This window comes from Cupriavidus sp. HMR-1 (assembly GCF_000319775.1).
Classification (GTDB): domain Bacteria; phylum Pseudomonadota; class Gammaproteobacteria; order Burkholderiales; family Burkholderiaceae; genus Cupriavidus; species Cupriavidus metallidurans.
Genome location: NZ_ANKP01000268.1, coordinates 12,405 through 27,756, shown reverse-complemented (window position 1 = coordinate 27,756; position 15,352 = coordinate 12,405). Strand labels below are relative to the sequence as shown.

Here is a 15,352-nt window from a genome sequence, read left to right as displayed (position 1 = left end):
CGACGTGCTGGCTGGCGCCGGTATCGACCCCGACGCGCACTTCCGCACCCGCGTGAAGCAACTGCGCGCCGCGCGCGGTCACGATGCGCCGGTGCCGCCGACGCTGGCGGCGGAGTTGCGGCCGTATCAGATCGAAGGCTTCCGCTGGATGATGTCGCTGGCAGAGGCCGGCTTTGGCGCATGCCTGGCCGATGACATGGGCCTGGGCAAGACGCTGCAGTCGCTGGCCGTGTTGCTGGCGCGGGCGGCGGGTGGCCCCGCCCTGGTTGTCGCGCCAACCTCGGTCTGCGGCAACTGGGCCGCAGAGGCGCGTCGCTTCGCCCCGGCGTTGCGGGTCCACGTCTATGCCGAGGGCGACCGCGAGGCGATCGTCGGGCAGGCCGCCGCGCACGATCTGGTGATCGTCTCGTACAACCTGCTGCAACAGGCCCGCAAGGCCTTCTGCGATCGCCCCTGGCATACGGTCGTGGCTGACGAGGCGCAGTCGTTCAAGAATCCGTCCTCGCGCCGTGCACAGGCGATGTTCGCGCTGCCGGCCCAATGCCGCATCGCGCTTTCCGGCACGCCGGTGGAGAACCGTCTTGCCGAGCTCTGGGCCGTGATGCGCTTCTGTGTGCCGGGATTGCTTGGCTCGCTGGCACGCTTCAACGAGCATTTCGCGAATCCGATCGAGCGCAGCGGCGCACGCGATCCGCGTCAGCGGCTACGGCGCATGATTGCCCCGTTCGTGTTGCGCCGGACCAAGGCGCAGGTCCTCGACGAATTGCCGCCGCGCACGGAACTGGTGATTCGCGTCACGCCCGAGCCCACGGAGGCCGCCCACTACGAGGCGTTGCGCCGGCAGGCGCTTTCCGAGGCGGAACGGGCGCTGCTGCGTCCGCGCAAGGACAAGAGGGCGCCCGCGGCCATGACCGAGCCCGAGGCGCGCATCCATGTGCTTGCCCAGTTGATGCGGATGCGCCGTGCCGCGTGCGATCCGCGGCTGGTCACGCCCGATGTAGGGCAGCCCGGCGCCAAGGTGCGGGCATTCGCCGAACTGGCGGCTACGCTGGCCGCCAACGGGCACAAGACGCTGGTCTTCAGCCAGTTCGTCGATTTCCTGCAGATGCTGCGGCAGGCGCTCGTTGACGCGGGTCTGGCGTGGCAGTACCTCGACGGCGCGACACCGGCCGGCGAGCGCACGCGACGCGTGGCGGCATTCCAGGCGGGCGAGGGCGATGTGTTCCTGATCAGCCTGAAGGCAGGCGGGTTTGGCCTGAACCTGACTGCTGCCGACTACATCGTGATTGCCGATCCCTGGTGGAACCCGGCTGCCGAGGATCAGGCGATGGGCCGCGCGCACCGCATCGGCCAGCAGCGGCCGGTCACGGTCTACCGGCTGATCGCGGCCGGCACGATCGAGGAGCGCATCGTCGATCTCCACCAGGGCAAGCGGGCGCTGGCGGACGGCGTGCTCGACGCGATGGATGGCGAGGCGATCGGACGCGATGTGCCGTTGCCCGACGTCGATGAACTGGTGGGGCTGCTGCGGCGATGAGCGATACGCCGCTCAGGCACCAAACGGTATACAAAACGGCTCCCATGCATGGTGCATCGCACCATCAATCCGCCACCTGATTTCCCCTCATTTCCCTTTTTCTGCCTTGTTGCGGTGCATCCACCCTGGCACAAATACTGCCTTGTGGTCTGTGGTGTTGTGAATATAGTATACCGATTGCTTCTCCAATCGCCCCCACAGACCGACCCACCGCCCCAAGCCTGATGGGCTCGGTCCAAGATGACAACGGAGCTACCGTGACCCTGCCAGACCTGTCTCCGGCTGACGCCGTTCAGCCCGAGGCGAGCTTTCATCCGGTTCACCAGGCGGCCGCGCAACTCGCGCGCGGCGAGACCTCCGCGCAGGCGCTGGTCGATGCCTGTCACGCGGCCTGGGCCGCCCGCAATGGCGAAATCAATGCAATGGTGCTGGCGGATTTCGAGGCCGCCCGTCACGCCGCCAGGCAGAGTGATGCGCGCCGTCGGGCCGGACAGGCGCTCGGGCCGCTCGACGGCATTCCGTTCTCGATCAAGGAGTCCTTCGACGTGGCTGGCTGGCCGACTACCTGCGGCAGCCCCGCGCGGCGCGCGCATCAGGCCGGCAGCGATGCGGTGGTGGTCGAACGGTTGCGTGCCCAGGGCGCCGTGTTGCTTGGCAAGACCAATGTGCCGCTCGGGCTGCGCGACTGGCAGAGCTACAACGCGATCTATGGCACCACGCGCAATCCGCACGACCTGTCGCGCACGCCGGGCGGGTCTTCCGGCGGCAGCGCGGCGGCGGTCTGCGCGGGCATGAGCTATTTCGATATTGGCTCGGATATCGGTTCGTCGCTGCGCAACCCGGCGCACTACTGCGGGGTGTTCTCGCACAAGAGCAGCCACGGCATCGTGCCGCTGCGCGGCCACGGCAACGCAGCGGCAGGGTTTGCCGGGCAGGACATCAACGTGGCCGGCCCCGTGGCCCGAAGTGCGTATGACCTCGAACTGATCCTGCGAGCCATCTCCGGTCCCGACGCGGCCGAATTTCCCGCCTGGAAACTTGATCTGCCGGCGTGCGATCACGCCCGGCTGGCCGATTTCCGCGTGGCCGTGCTGCCCACGCATCCGTTGGCAGAGGTCGATGCCACGGTGAGCGGCGCGATCGAGGGCCTTGGTCGCTGGCTGGCCGGGCAGGGCGCGCGCGTGGACTGGAACGTACGACCGGACTTCGATGCGGCGGCGCTTTGGCGTACCTATGTGCTGCTACTGCGTGCCACCACTTCGCTCTACATGGACGACGCGGCATTTGCCGACGCGCTCGCCAAGGCAGGCGATGCCGGCAACGACGATGACTACGCCACGCTGCAGTTCTCTGGCGCCACGCTGAGTCATCGCGACTGGCTATTGCTGCAACACGCGCGCGCCCGGTTCGCGGACGCGTGGGAGCGATTCTTCGCCGACTACGACGTGCTGCTGTGCCCGGCGGCCTCGACTACGGCGTTCCCGCTCGACGAGGCCGGCGAACCGTGGCAGCGGACGATCGACGTGAACGGCACGGCATGGCCGCTGACGTCGCAGTTGTTCTGGGCCGGCCATTCGGGGCTATGTGGATTGCCGTCCACGGTGGCGCCCATCGGTCCTGCCAGCGATGGGTTGCCAGTGGGCGTGCAGATCGTGGCACGCCGGTTTGGCGACCTGACATCGCTGCGGTTCGCGCAGCAGCTTGAGGCAGCCGGCCACGTGTTCCGCCAGCCGCGCGCCTGACACGCAAGTTCAAAACGGTAAAAGGGGAGAAAGACCATGCTGGACTGGTTCAGAGAGTTGTCGCGCGCCGAGCGCAAGGGGTTCTACGGCGCCTTCCTGGGTCATGCGGTCGACGTGTTCGACTTCATGATCTATTCGTTCCTGATTTCCACGCTGCTGGCCCAGTGGGGCATGAGCAAGTCGATGGCGGGCGCCATCGTCACGTGGACGCTGGTGTCATCACTGGTCGGCGCGATCGGCGCGGGACTGCTGGCGGACCGCTTCGGCCGCGTACGTGTGCTTCGCTGGACGATTCTGGTGTTCGCGGTGTCGTGCTTCCTGTGTGGTATCTCCACCTCGCCCGAACAGCTCATGATGTTCCGTATGCTGCAGGGGCTGGGTTTCGGCGGCGAGTCGTCGCTGTGCATGGTGCTGGTGACCGAGCTGATCCGGAATCCCGCGCACCGCGGCAAGTACTCGGGCTTCACGGCCAGCAGCTATTCGTTCGGCTGGGGTGGCGCGGCCATTGCCTACGCGATCACGTTCAACCTGTTCGAGCCGGAAGTGGCGTGGCGCGTCTGTTTCTTCCTGGGCATCCTGCCGGCGCTGGTGGTGGTGTACCTGCGTCGTAACCTGCAGGAACCTGAGGTCTTTCTCAAGAGCCGCGCGGAACGCGGCAACGTATCGGCGGCCGCCGATCTCGCGCGCGTGTTCCGGGGCCCGCTGCTGCGCAAGACCGTGCTGTGCAGCCTGCTTTCTGGCGGGATGCTGGGCGCGTACTACGCCATCGCAACATGGCTGCCGACGTTCCTGAAGACCGAGCGCGGCCTGTCGGTGTTCGGCACGAGTTCCTACCTGGCGGTGACGATCCTTGGCTCGCTGGTGGGCTACGTGGCCGGCGCGTACGCAACGGACCGCTGGGGCCGACGCCTGACCTACATGGCATTCGCGGCGGGCGCGTTCGTGATGGCGATGATCTACATGGTCATCCCGGTGTCGAACACGTCGATGCTGTTCCTCGGCTTCCCGCTCGGCGTGCTGATGCAGGGCGTGTTCTCGGGCATCGGCGCGACGATCTCCGAGTCGTATCCGAGCAGCATCCGTGCCACGGGCTATGGTGTGTCGTACAACCTCGGCCGCGTGATCGGCTCGTTCTTCCCGCTGGCGGTGGGCTGGCTCAACAGCGGCCGCACGACGCTGGCGCTGGCGATCGCGATGGTGGCGGGCGTTGGCTATGCGCTGGTGATGGTGTCCGCCGCGATGTTGCCGGAAACGTCCGGTATCGATCTGGGCCAGGCTGGTGGTGGCGATGACGGCGAGGCGAAACAGCAGGCCGCGGCCGAGCCCGTGACGGTGGCGCCGACTGCCGGACGTCCCGCCTGAAACCGGGATGTCGACGCCCGCGGATTGACCCCGAAACAACACTTTTAAGCCGCCACTTACCAGCGGCTGTCACACGCCTATAATGGCTCTTTCGCTGTCGGCCACGCACTGCGTGGCCGATGGTCCTTCAAGACGGCCAAGCCACGACAGAGGGGCTGCCGTTGCGTCTCCTCTTCACATCCAAGTCATGACACCCCGACCATTGTCCCCGGTGTGGCAGCGCCTTTGGCACCGCTTCGCCGAGGTGGAGCGCGATGCCTTTCTCGAAGGCGCGCGCTTCTTCGCCCGTTTCCAGCCAGCGATTTTTTCCTGGGGGCTGGTCACAGGGGTGGCGATGAGCAAGTCGGCGCTGACCGTGCCGGAAGCGATCGGCATGTCGCTGCTGGTCTATGCGGGGTCCGCGCAACTGGCCGTACTGCCGCTGTTCGCCGCCGGCATGCCGATCTGGACCGTGCTGCTGACCAGCGCCGTGGTCAACCTGCGCTTCGTGATCTTCAGCGCGGCGCTGCAGCCGCATTTCAGCTACCTGCCGCTATGGCGCCGGACCGTGCTCGGCTTCTTCAACGGCGACCTGCATTTCGTCTACTTCATGCAGCGCTACACCGAGCCGGGCTACGCGCCGGGCAAGGAAGGGTATTTCTGGGGCATGGCGCTCTTCAACTGCGTCACGTGGCAGGTATCGTCGATCATCGGCATCCTGCTGGCGAGCCTGTTCCCCGATAGCTGGGGGCTGGCGCTGGCCGGCATGATGGCGCTGATCCCCGTGATGGTTTCCACGATCAATTCGCGTTCGACGATGCTGGCGGTGGCGGTGTCCTCGGTGCTGGCGCTGCTGTGTTTCGACCTGCCGTACCGGCTGGGGCTGGTGGTGGCGGTTATCGGGGCAATCGCGGCGGGCATGGCCAGCGACGAGATGGCCGCTCGCGCCACGCTGCGTGGCATTCGCGCGCGCAAGTCCGCGCAACCCCAGGCCGGAGACCAGACATGAGCCACCTCGAAATCTGGATCTCGATCATCGGCATGACGCTGGTCACGATAGTGACGCGCGCGCTGTTCCTGATGGCGGGCGAGCATGTGACCGTTCCCGATCGTATCCAGCGCGCGCTGCGCTACGCGCCAGCCGCCGCGCTGGCCGCGATCATCCTGCCCGAGTTCCTGAGCTTCGAAGGGCATTTCTCGTTCTCGCCGACCAACGACAAGCTGATGGCCGGCATTGCGGCCACCGCCTGCTATCTGCTCACGAAGCGCATGGTTGGCATGATCGTCGTCGGCATGGGGGTCTACACCGCGCTGCGCCTGCTCGGCTGACCAGGCCGGCAGCGCTTGCCCCGAACGGCTACTGGGCTGCCACCGGCCTGCTACTGGCCTGCTATCTGGCGGGTTCGGCCAGCACGCTGCCCAGTCGAGTAAGCAGGTGAGCCAGTTGCGCCTGCGTGCTCGTGTTGGTCTTGGTGAAGATCGACTTGAGCTGGGACCGGCCCGTCTCGCGCTTGATGCCGAGCTGGATGCTCGCCTCCGGCAGGCCGATGCCGGTGGTCAGCAGCGCGGCGAGCCGCGTTTCCGCTGGCGTCAGACCGTAGAGGTCGCGCAGCACGGTGGGCACCGCCCGCGGCGTGCCGTGGCTTTCGTGAATCGCCACCAGCAGCGGCTGCCCGAGACATGCCGAGGACAGCGGTGTGCCCGGCGTCAGTCGCATCGCGACGATCTGGGCCTCGTGGCCGTCCGTGCTCACGGCGTGAATGGCGCCAGCCTCCAGCGGCGCGCCCGCATCGGTGAGCCCGCGCATGATTTCGTGGAACGGCTTCGAGAGCCGCCAGCCTTGTCCACCCGATGTCAGCGTGCCGTCGGCGGCGCCGTCGGCGCGTATCGGCATCAGTCGGCCGATCCACGGCTCGCCTGCCGCATTCGCCAGTAGTGGCTCGCCATCAGCCGTGAAGACGATCACGCCGAATGGCAACTGGTTCAGCAGATTGGCTGACACGCGGCCGTGCGTGCTGGCGGCCTGCGCGCGGTCGCGCATGGCCACTGCTTCGCGCAGGTGCGGAATGATCCAGTCCAGCGCGCGGGCATCGGCTTCCAGAAAACCATCGGCGCCGGCCGGGCGCTGCAGCGACAGGTAGATCTCGTGGCCGGGCTGCCGGTCGATCAGGCAGGTCATCATGGAAGCGGGTGCGACGCCGGCAATGTCCTCCTGCGGAAATGCGCCGAGGGTTGCAGCGAATCCCGTGTCGCGTCGATGAATGAACCAACCGCCCACGTTCAGCCGTTCGTTGAAGGAAAGCGTTTGCGGCGAATCGTGGGGCGTTGCCTGCGAGGCAAGGGCAGCAAGCGCTGCCGTCTGCCGCACGCGCACACTGCCGCTCGCGGGGTCGAAAACCAGGAGCGAGGCGCGCTCGCTCTGGCTGAGGTCGCATAGCGCGGACAGGCTGCGCTGCCACGCCTGCGGTTCCAGAACGCCTTGATAGAGACCACGAATGGTCTCGTGCATGTCCTCTGTCACCATCACTCGATCAACCTCCGTCGAGCGTGACGGCGAGTCGCGTCAGCAGGTGCGTCAGCTGTGCCTGGCTGGTGCAGCCGGTCTTGAGGAAGATCGCCTTGAGCTGGGTGCGCGCGGTCTCGTGCCGGATGCGCATCTGCCGGCTGGCTTCCGGCAACCCTTCACCCGTGGCCAGCCGCGCGACCAACCGGGTCTCGGCGGGTGTCAGGCCGTACAGGTTGCGCATGACCGAGTCGAGCAGCACCGACGGGGCGCCCGCCTCATGCACGACGACCAGCGCCGCGGGCGTCTGCCATGTCGAGGCAAAGGCGTGGCTGGCCGGCAAGGGCAGCACCAGGACTTCGGCCTGGCTGCCATTCGGGCCAGTGGCGCGGGCGGCCATGGCGGCCTGTGGTTTTGCGGGATCGCAGGCGCCGTGCAGCATCTCCATGAAGCTGCGCGAAAGCTGCCACTCGGTGGTCTTGCCCAACGGGTCGAGCCGGCGTGCCCAGCGTTCACCGGCCGTATTGGCCAGCAGCAGCCGCCGGTCGGGCGAATAGATGGCCACGGCGAACGCCAGTCGTTCGATCAGCCGCGTTGCCAGCGTGGTCATCGTCGACAGCGCCAGCGTGCGGTCGCGGATCGCAATCGCGCTGCGCATGTGCGGCACCACCCAGTCGAGCCGCCGCGCGTCATCGCCGCTGAAGTTGCCCTGCGCCAGCGAGCGCTGCATCGAGAAGTAAACCTCGTAGTGCGGCTGGCGCTCTACCAGGCAGGCCATGTACGAACCCAGTTCGAACTTGTGGAAGAACTCGCCATAGAACGGATGACGCGCCATGGCCTGATGGCCCAGGTCGCGCGCATCGACATACCAGGCGCCGGGCACCAGTCTGGGTGCGAACGCCTTGGCCGGGTCCATGGCCTGGAAATCGTTTTCATAGGCGAGAAACAATTCCTCGACCGGGTTGACCACCTCGTTGACGGTCACCTGATCGCGGACTGTGTCCCATACCATCATGGAGGCGTGCGTCGTGCCGGCGATTGCCGTTAACGCGCGCAGACTTTGCTGCCAGGCTGCCGGGTCCAGGATGCCCTCGTAAAGCCCCCGGATCGCGCCATGCATGGTCGCTTGATCCATTTCAGACTACCCCCTTGCATTCGCCACGCTTATTTTTGGCCTCTTGGTAACCGGGGGTGTCCCGGGTCCGCGGGTCATATTTCTTATGGTCCGGTCGCGCCGGACCTGCAGTGATGTACTAAAACCACCAGAATTGACGTGAGTGTCTGGCCATGCATACGTTTAGTACATTAAGGCGTACATTACTCCAACCCGGTTGTTGAGCGTGCAATCGGGTGCCCCCCCTTCGGTAGGGGATGTTCCGGGCTGGGCATGGCATGTGACGGATATGCCGCGAAACGGGCAGATCGCGTCGTACGGTAGTAACGATCAGGTAAAATGCCGGTTTTCCCGATTTCCACGGGCGGCGCATGTCGCCCACGTCCCGCTCTTATCGCCATGACCTCTGTCCTGCGTCTTACCGATCTCATTTCCCAAGGCAAAATCTCCGGCAAACGTGTGTTCATCCGTGCCGACCTGAACGTGCCGCAAGACGACGCAGGCAATATCACCGAAGACACCCGCATCCGCGCGTCGGTGCCGGCCATTCAGGCCTGCCTGGACGCCGGCGCGGCCGTCATGGTGACGTCGCACCTGGGCCGTCCGACCGAGGGCGAGTTCAAGCCCGAGGATTCGCTGGCCCCGATTGCCACGCGCCTGTCCGAACTGCTCGGCAAGCCGGTGAAACTGGTCCAGAACTGGGTCGACGGTGTCGAGGTGGCGCCTGGCCAGATCGTGCTGCTGGAAAACTGCCGCGTGAACAAGGGCGAGAAGAAGAACAGCGACGAGCTGGCCCAGAAGATGGCCAAGCTCTGTGACGTCTACGTGAACGACGCGTTCGGCACCGCCCACCGCGCCGAGGCCACCACCCACGGTATCGCCAAGTTCGCCCCGATCGCCTGCGCCGGCCCGCTGCTGGCCGCCGAGATCGACGCGCTGGGCCGCGCGCTGGGCCAGCCGGCGCGTCCGCTGGTGGCCATCGTGGCCGGCTCGAAGGTTTCGACCAAGCTCACCATCCTGAAGGCCCTGGCCGACAAGGTGGACAACCTGATCGTCGGCGGCGGCATCGCCAACACGTTCATGCTGGCCGCTGGCCTGAAGATCGGCAAGTCGCTGGCCGAGGCCGACCTCGTGGGTGACGCCAAGACGATCATCGACATCATGGCCGCGCGCGGCGCATCGGTGCCGATTCCCGTCGACGTGGTCTGCGCCAAGGAGTTCAGCGCCACGGCTGCGGCGACGGTCAAGGACGTCAAGGACGTTACCGACGACGACATGATCCTCGACATCGGCCCGAAGACCGCCGCGATGCTGGCCGACCAGCTCAAGGCTGCCGGCACGATCGTCTGGAACGGTCCGGTCGGCGTGTTCGAATTCGATCAGTTCGGCAACGGCACCAAGGTGCTGGCCGAAGCCATCGCCACGTCGAAGGCATTCTCGATCGCAGGTGGCGGCGACACGCTGGCCGCCATCGCCAAGTACGGCATCGCCGATCGCGTCGGGTATATCTCGACCGGTGGCGGCGCCTTCCTGGAATTCCTGGAAGGCAAGAAGCTGCCCGCATTCGAAGTGCTGGAACAGCGCGCCGCAGGCTGATGACCCGACAGGCCGGCGCGGGACACCCCCGTCCGGCCAGTTTCCAGAAAAACCAAGCGCCCCCCACCAAGGAAGCTGCCCGCATGACACGTTCCACCAAGATCGTCGCCACGATTGGCCCCGCATCCAGCACGCTGGAAGTGTTGACCCGCATGATCGGAGCAGGGGTCGATGTGGTGCGCCTGAACTTCTCGCATGGCACCGCGCAGGACCATATCGATCGCGCCGCCCTGGTGCGTGAGGCAGCGGCGGCCTGCGGGCGCGAGGTGGCCATCATGGCCGACCTGCAGGGCCCCAAGATCCGCGTGGGCAAGTTCGAGAACGGCAAGATCACGCTCAAGCCGGGCGATGCGTTCATCCTCGATTCGGCCTGCCAGATGGGCAATCAGGAGCGCGTGGGCCTGGACTACAAGGATCTGCCGCGCGATGTGGGCCCGGGCGACCTGCTCCTGCTCAACGACGGTCTGATCGTACTGGTGGTGGACCGCGTGCTCGGCAACGAGATCTTCACCACGGTGCGTATCGGTGGTGAGCTGTCCAATAACAAGGGCATCAATCGTCAGGGTGGCGGCCTGTCGGCGCCGGCGCTGACCGCCAAGGACATGGAGGACATCAAGACCGCCATGGCGCTGGGCGCGGACTACGTGGCCGTGAGCTTCCCGAAGAACGCCACCGACATGGAAATGGCCCGCCAGCTCACCAACGTGGCAGGCCAGCCGCACAACCACAAGGCGCGCATGATCGCGAAGATCGAGCGGGCCGAGGCGATTCGTCCGGGCGTGCTCGAGGAAATCCTGCTCGCGTCGGACGGCATCATGGTGGCGCGCGGCGACCTGGCCGTCGAAGTTGGCAACGCCGCCGTGCCCGCGCTGCAGAAGCGCATGATCAAGCTGGCGCGCGAGGCCAACAAGCTGACGATCACCGCCACCCAGATGATGGAGAGCATGATCGTCAACCCGGTGCCGACGCGGGCCGAAGTGTCCGACGTGGCCAACGCCGTGCTCGATGGCACCGACGCCGTGATGACGTCGGCAGAGACCGCTGCCGGCCGCTATCCGGTGGAAACGGTCGAAGCCATGGCCGCGATCTGTCTGGAAGCCGAGAAGTCGGAGGTGGTGCAGCTCGACACCGACTTCCTGAACCAGACCTTCGCGCGGATCGACCAGTCGATCGCGATGGGTGCGCTGTTCACCGCCTATCATCTAGGTGTCAAGGCGATCGCGGCGCTGACCGATTCCGGCGCCACGGCGCTGTGGATGAGCCGTCACCGCATCCATGTGCCGATCTACGCGATGACGCCGAACCTGGCGTCGCAACGCAAGATGCAGCTCTATCGCAATGTGGTGCCGCTGCCGCTGCAGTCGAGCGCGGACCGCGACGTGGCGCTTGAGCAGGCCGAGGAACTGCTGCTGTCCCAGGGCGTGGTGCAGCGCGGCGATTTCATCGTGCTGACGATCGGCGAGCCGATGGGCCAGCCCGGCGGCACGAATACGCTCAAGATCGTGAGGGTGGGCACCCGGTAGGACGCGCGCCCCATGTGGCGCGCCAGACAGACATGACCGCGCCCGATGCGCGAGCCTGTCTGGCGCAGCAACGACAAGAATTCAGAAATACCCAAAGCTATTTACATTCAGGAGTTAGACATGCCACTCGTATCCATGCGCCAGTTGCTGGACCATGCCGCCGAGAACAACTACGGTCTGCCGGCTTTCAACGTGAACAACCTCGAACAGGTTCAGGCCATCATGCAGGCCGCCGACGAGGTCAACGCCCCGGTGATCATGCAGGCATCGGCCGGCGCGCGCAAATACGCTGGCGAGCACTTCCTGCGTCACCTGATCGAAGCCGCCGTGGAAGCCTATCCGCACATCCCGGTGGTGATGCACCAGGATCACGGCCAGTCGCCGGCGATCTGCAAGGCCGCCATCGACCTGAACTTCTCGTCGGTGATGATGGATGGCTCGCTGAAGGAAGACGGCAAGACCCCGTCGGACTACGAGTACAACGTCGACGTGACCCGCAAGGTTGTGCAGATGGCCCACGCGCTGGGCGTGACCGTGGAAGGCGAACTGGGTTGCCTGGGCTCGCTGGAAACCGGTGAAGCCGGCGAGGAAGACGGCATTGGCGCCGAAGGCAAGCTCGATCACTCGATGCTGCTGACCGATCCGGAGCAGGCCGCCGACTTCGTCAAGGCCACCCAGCTCGACGCGCTGGCCATCGCCATCGGCACCTCGCACGGCGCGTACAAGTTCACGCGCAAGCCCACGGGCGACATCCTGGCCATCGGGCGCATCAAGGAAATCCACGCCCGCATTCCGAACACCCACCTGGTGATGCACGGTTCGTCGTCGGTGCCGCAGGAACTGCTGGCTGAAATCCGCCAGTTCGGTGGCGACATGAAGGAAACGTACGGCGTGCCCGTGGAGGAAATCCAGGAAGCGATCAAGTACGGCGTGCGCAAGATCAACATCGACACCGACATCCGTCTGGCGATGACCGGCGCGATCCGCCGCTTCTTCGTGGAGAACCCGAGCAAGTTCGACCCGCGCGAGTACCTGAAGCCGGCCCGCGAAGCCGCCAAGCTCGTGTGCAAGGCCCGCTACATCGCCTTCGGTTGCGAAGGCCAGGCCAGCAAGATCAAGGCCGTGTCGCTGACCGACGTTGCCCAGCAGTACAAGGCCGGCAAGCTCGCCCAGGTCGTGCAGTAAATTGTGTCGTTGCCCCGCCTGGTGCGGGGCTTTGCTACTTCATGGGGCTTCGCATCGCGCTCGAAGCCCCGCTTGTTTTTCAGCCGCAGCCGTTTTCACACCATGTCCGACGCCCTCTACGAATCCTCCATCCAGTCCCTGCCGCTGCTCGGCAAAGGCAAGGTCCGCGATAACTACGCTGTCGGCGACGACAAGCTGCTGATCGTGACCACCGACCGTCTGTCGGCCTTCGACGTGATCCTGGGCGAGCCGATTCCGGCCAAGGGCCGCGTGCTGAACCAGATGGCCAACTTCTGGTTCAAGAAGCTCGCGCACATCGTGCCGAACCATGAGACCGACGTGACCGCTGAGTCCGTGGTGGCGCCGAACGAGGTGGAGCAGGTAAAGGGCCGCGCCGTGGTGGTCAAGCGCCTGAAGCCGATCCTGGTGGAAGCGGTGGTGCGCGGCTATCTGGCCGGCAGCGGCTGGAAGGACTACCAGGCCACGGGCAAGGTGTGCGGCATCGCCCTGCCGGCCGGCCTGCAGAACGCGCAGAAGCTGCCCGAGCCGATCTTCACGCCGGCGGCCAAGGCCGAGATGGGCGAGCACGACGAGAACATCTCGTTCGATGAAGTCGAGGCCCGCATCGGCAAGGAACTGGCCGCGAAGATGCGTGACATCTCGATCCGCCTGTACAAGGAAGCCGCCGACTACGCCGCCACGCGCGGCATCATCATTGCCGACACAAAGTTCGAGTTCGGTCTGGACGAGAACGGCACGCTGACGCTGATGGACGAAGTGCTGACGGCCGATTCGTCGCGCTTCTGGCCGGCCGATTCGTATCAGGTGGGCACCAACCCGCCGTCGTTCGACAAGCAGTTCGTGCGTGACTGGCTCGAAGCCGTGCGCATCGACGGCAAGCCTTGGCCGAAGACCGCGCCGGCGCCGAAGCTGCCGGAAGACGTGGTGCAGAAGACCGCCGACAAGTACAAGGAAGCGCTGACCCGCCTGACCGGCGAAGCGCTGCAGTAAAGGCAGGAAGGGTAATTGAAGATGAGCAACGAATCGAAGCCTGTGGTTGGCGTGGTAATGGGCAGCAGTTCCGATTGGGACGTGATGCAGCACGCCGTGGCCATGCTCAAGGATTTCAACGTGCCGTTCGAAGCGCAGGTGGTATCGGCGCACCGGATGGCCGATGACATGTTCCGCTATGCCGAAGCGGCGCGTGGCCGCGGCATCCGCGCGATCATCGCCGGCGCCGGCGGTGCCGCGCACCTGCCGGGCATGATCGCCGCCAAGACCATCGTGCCGGTGTTCGGCGTGCCGGTGCCGTCAAAGTACCTGCGCGGCGAGGACTCGCTGTTGTCGATCGTGCAGATGCCGAAGGGTGTGCCCGTGGCCACCTTCGCCATCGGCGAGGCCGGCGCCGCCAACGCGGCGCTGCACGCGATCGCCACGCTGGCCACCACCGACGACGCGCTGGCCAGCGCGCTGGAAGCGTTCCGCGCCAAGCAGACCGAAGCCGCGCGCGCGATGACGCTGCCCGTATAACTTTCTGAAGTCTCACCGTAGCCTGAGCCATGCCGACCGATATCCATCCCCACCTGTCCGAAGCGCATACCCCCGAGTCGCGCGCCGAGTTCGGCGTGGACAGTCCGAACTCGCCGATCCTGCCAGGTGCCTGGCTCGGCATGCTCGGCGGCGGCCAGCTCGGCCGCATGTTCACGCACGCGGCGCAGTCGATGGGGTACCGCGTTTGCGTGCTCGATCCGGACCAGGACAGCCCGGCCGGCTCCGTGGCTGACCGGCACATCTGCGCGGCATACACCGACGATGCGGCGCTGGCTGAACTGTCCAGCCTGTGCGAGGCGGTGAGCACCGAGTTCGAGAACGTGCCGTCGATCTCGCTTGAGCGTCTGGAGGAAGCCGGCGTGTTCGTCGCGCCGCGCGGCTACTGCGTGTCGATCGCGCAGAACCGCATCGGCGAAAAGAAGTTCTTCGCCTCCTGTGCAGACCGTACCGGCGTGCCGCCGGCCCCGCACTGGGTGATCCAGCACGATGCCGACGTGGACCGGCTGCCTGATGAAGTGCTGCCGGGCATCCTGAAGACCGCGCGGATGGGCTACGACGGCAAGGGCCAGGCGCGCGTGAAGTCGCGCGAGGACGTGCGCGTCGCATGGAAGGCCATGCAGCATGTGCCGTGCGTGCTCGAGCGGATGCTGCCGCTGGCGTACGAGGTGTCGGTGCTGGCCGCGCGTGCCGCCGATGGCTCCACCGCCACGTGGCCGCTGGCCGAGAACGTGCACCGCGATGGCATCCTGTTTTCGACGACGATGCCTTCGACAAGCGTGTCGGACGATATTTCCCAACGCGCCCGCAACGCCGCGGCGACGATTGCTTCGGAAATGGGCTACGTCGGCGTGCTTTGCATTGAATTCTTCGTGCTGACCGATGGCACGCTGGTGGCCAATGAAATGGCGCCGCGCCCGCATAACTCGGGGCACATCACGATGGATGCTTGCGAGACCAGCCAGTTCGAGCAGCAGGTCCGCGCGATGGCTCGCCTGCCGCTGGGCAGCACCCGCCAGCATTCGGCCGGCAAGATGCTGAACCTGCTTGGCGACTGCTGGTTCGAGTTCGGCCTGGAGCGTACGCCCGCGTGGGATGAGGTGCTGGCACAGCCCGGCGCCAAGCTGCACCTCTACGGCAAAAACGATGCGCGCCCGTCGCGCAAGATGGGACACGTGAACTGCGTTGGCGACCACGCCGAAGCGGCTGACCGCACGTTCGATGCCGCCGCCAAGGCGCTGCATATCCCCAGCTGAAACCGGT

The 15,352-nt window shown here is 66.0% G+C and carries 13 protein-coding genes; 11 read left to right on the top strand and 2 right to left on the bottom strand.

The genetic code is table 11. From position 1 onward, the window contains the following. From D769_RS29230 to D769_RS29210, 5 genes are all read left to right on the top strand, one after another. Positions 1 to 1,537, top strand: a 1,537-nt coding sequence (locus D769_RS29230) for a DEAD/DEAH box helicase (RefSeq protein ID WP_008652158.1), incomplete at its 5' end; no start/stop codon positions are given. Positions 1,538 to 1,761: 224 nt separating this feature from the next. After that, the gene (locus tag D769_RS29225) at positions 1,762 to 3,279 is read left to right on the top strand and encodes an amidase (RefSeq protein ID WP_008652157.1); all 1,518 of its coding nucleotides are present in this window, start codon (positions 1,762 to 1,764) and stop codon (positions 3,277 to 3,279) included. 36 nt (positions 3,280 to 3,315) lie between these two features. Then, positions 3,316 to 4,641 (top strand): MFS transporter, encoded by a 1,326-nt coding sequence (locus D769_RS29220; RefSeq protein WP_008652156.1) that lies wholly within the window; start codon positions 3,316 to 3,318, stop codon positions 4,639 to 4,641. Positions 4,642 to 4,828: 187 nt separating this feature from the next. Then, a complete protein-coding gene (locus tag D769_RS29215; RefSeq protein ID WP_040011341.1) occupies positions 4,829 to 5,629 on the top strand; it encodes an AzlC family ABC transporter permease in 801 nt (266 codons plus the stop codon). Next, positions 5,626 to 5,949 (top strand): AzlD domain-containing protein, encoded by a 324-nt coding sequence (locus D769_RS29210; protein ID WP_008652154.1) that lies wholly within the window; start codon positions 5,626 to 5,628, stop codon positions 5,947 to 5,949. The genes D769_RS29215 and D769_RS29210 overlap by 4 nt, the downstream gene beginning before the upstream one ends. A 61-nt stretch (positions 5,950 to 6,010) precedes the next feature. Here the strand turns inward: D769_RS29210 and D769_RS29205 are convergent, their stop codons facing one another. Next, positions 6,011 to 7,144, bottom strand: coding sequence for a helix-turn-helix transcriptional regulator (locus D769_RS29205; protein ID WP_008652153.1), 1,134 nt, complete (start codon positions 7,142 to 7,144; stop codon positions 6,011 to 6,013). A gap of 7 nt (positions 7,145 to 7,151) precedes the next feature. Then, positions 7,152 to 8,258 (bottom strand): helix-turn-helix transcriptional regulator, encoded by a 1,107-nt coding sequence (locus D769_RS29200; protein ID WP_008652152.1) that lies wholly within the window; start codon positions 8,256 to 8,258, stop codon positions 7,152 to 7,154. A 378-nt stretch (positions 8,259 to 8,636) separates the two neighbouring features. Here D769_RS29200 and D769_RS29195 point away from each other — a divergent pair, with 378 nt between their 5' ends. The 6 genes from D769_RS29195 to D769_RS29170 all read left to right on the top strand — a co-directional run bounded on the left by D769_RS29195 (position 8,637) and on the right by D769_RS29170 (position 15,345). Further along, complete coding sequence (locus tag D769_RS29195) at positions 8,637 to 9,833, top strand: phosphoglycerate kinase (protein WP_008652151.1); 1,197 nt, start codon at positions 8,637 to 8,639, stop codon at positions 9,831 to 9,833. Positions 9,834 to 9,916: 83 nt separating this feature from the next. Then, a complete protein-coding gene (pyk, locus tag D769_RS29190) occupies positions 9,917 to 11,356 on the top strand; it encodes a pyruvate kinase (RefSeq protein WP_008652150.1) in 1,440 nt (479 codons plus the stop codon). 120 nt (positions 11,357 to 11,476) lie between these two features. After that, positions 11,477 to 12,541 carry a class II fructose-bisphosphate aldolase gene (gene fba, locus D769_RS29185; protein ID WP_008652148.1) on the top strand — a complete coding sequence of 355 codons (1,065 nt, stop codon included), beginning with the start codon at positions 11,477 to 11,479 and terminating at the stop codon, positions 12,539 to 12,541. A gap of 102 nt (positions 12,542 to 12,643) precedes the next feature. Further along, positions 12,644 to 13,552, top strand: coding sequence for a phosphoribosylaminoimidazolesuccinocarboxamide synthase (locus tag D769_RS29180; protein WP_008652147.1), 909 nt, complete (start codon positions 12,644 to 12,646; stop codon positions 13,550 to 13,552). A gap of 21 nt (positions 13,553 to 13,573) precedes the next feature. Continuing rightward, positions 13,574 to 14,071, top strand: coding sequence for a 5-(carboxyamino)imidazole ribonucleotide mutase (gene purE, locus D769_RS29175; RefSeq protein WP_008652146.1), 498 nt, complete (start codon positions 13,574 to 13,576; stop codon positions 14,069 to 14,071). A gap of 29 nt (positions 14,072 to 14,100) precedes the next feature. Then, a complete protein-coding gene (locus D769_RS29170; protein ID WP_008652145.1) occupies positions 14,101 to 15,345 on the top strand; it encodes a 5-(carboxyamino)imidazole ribonucleotide synthase in 1,245 nt (414 codons plus the stop codon). The last annotated feature ends 7 nt before the right edge of the window (positions 15,346 to 15,352 follow it).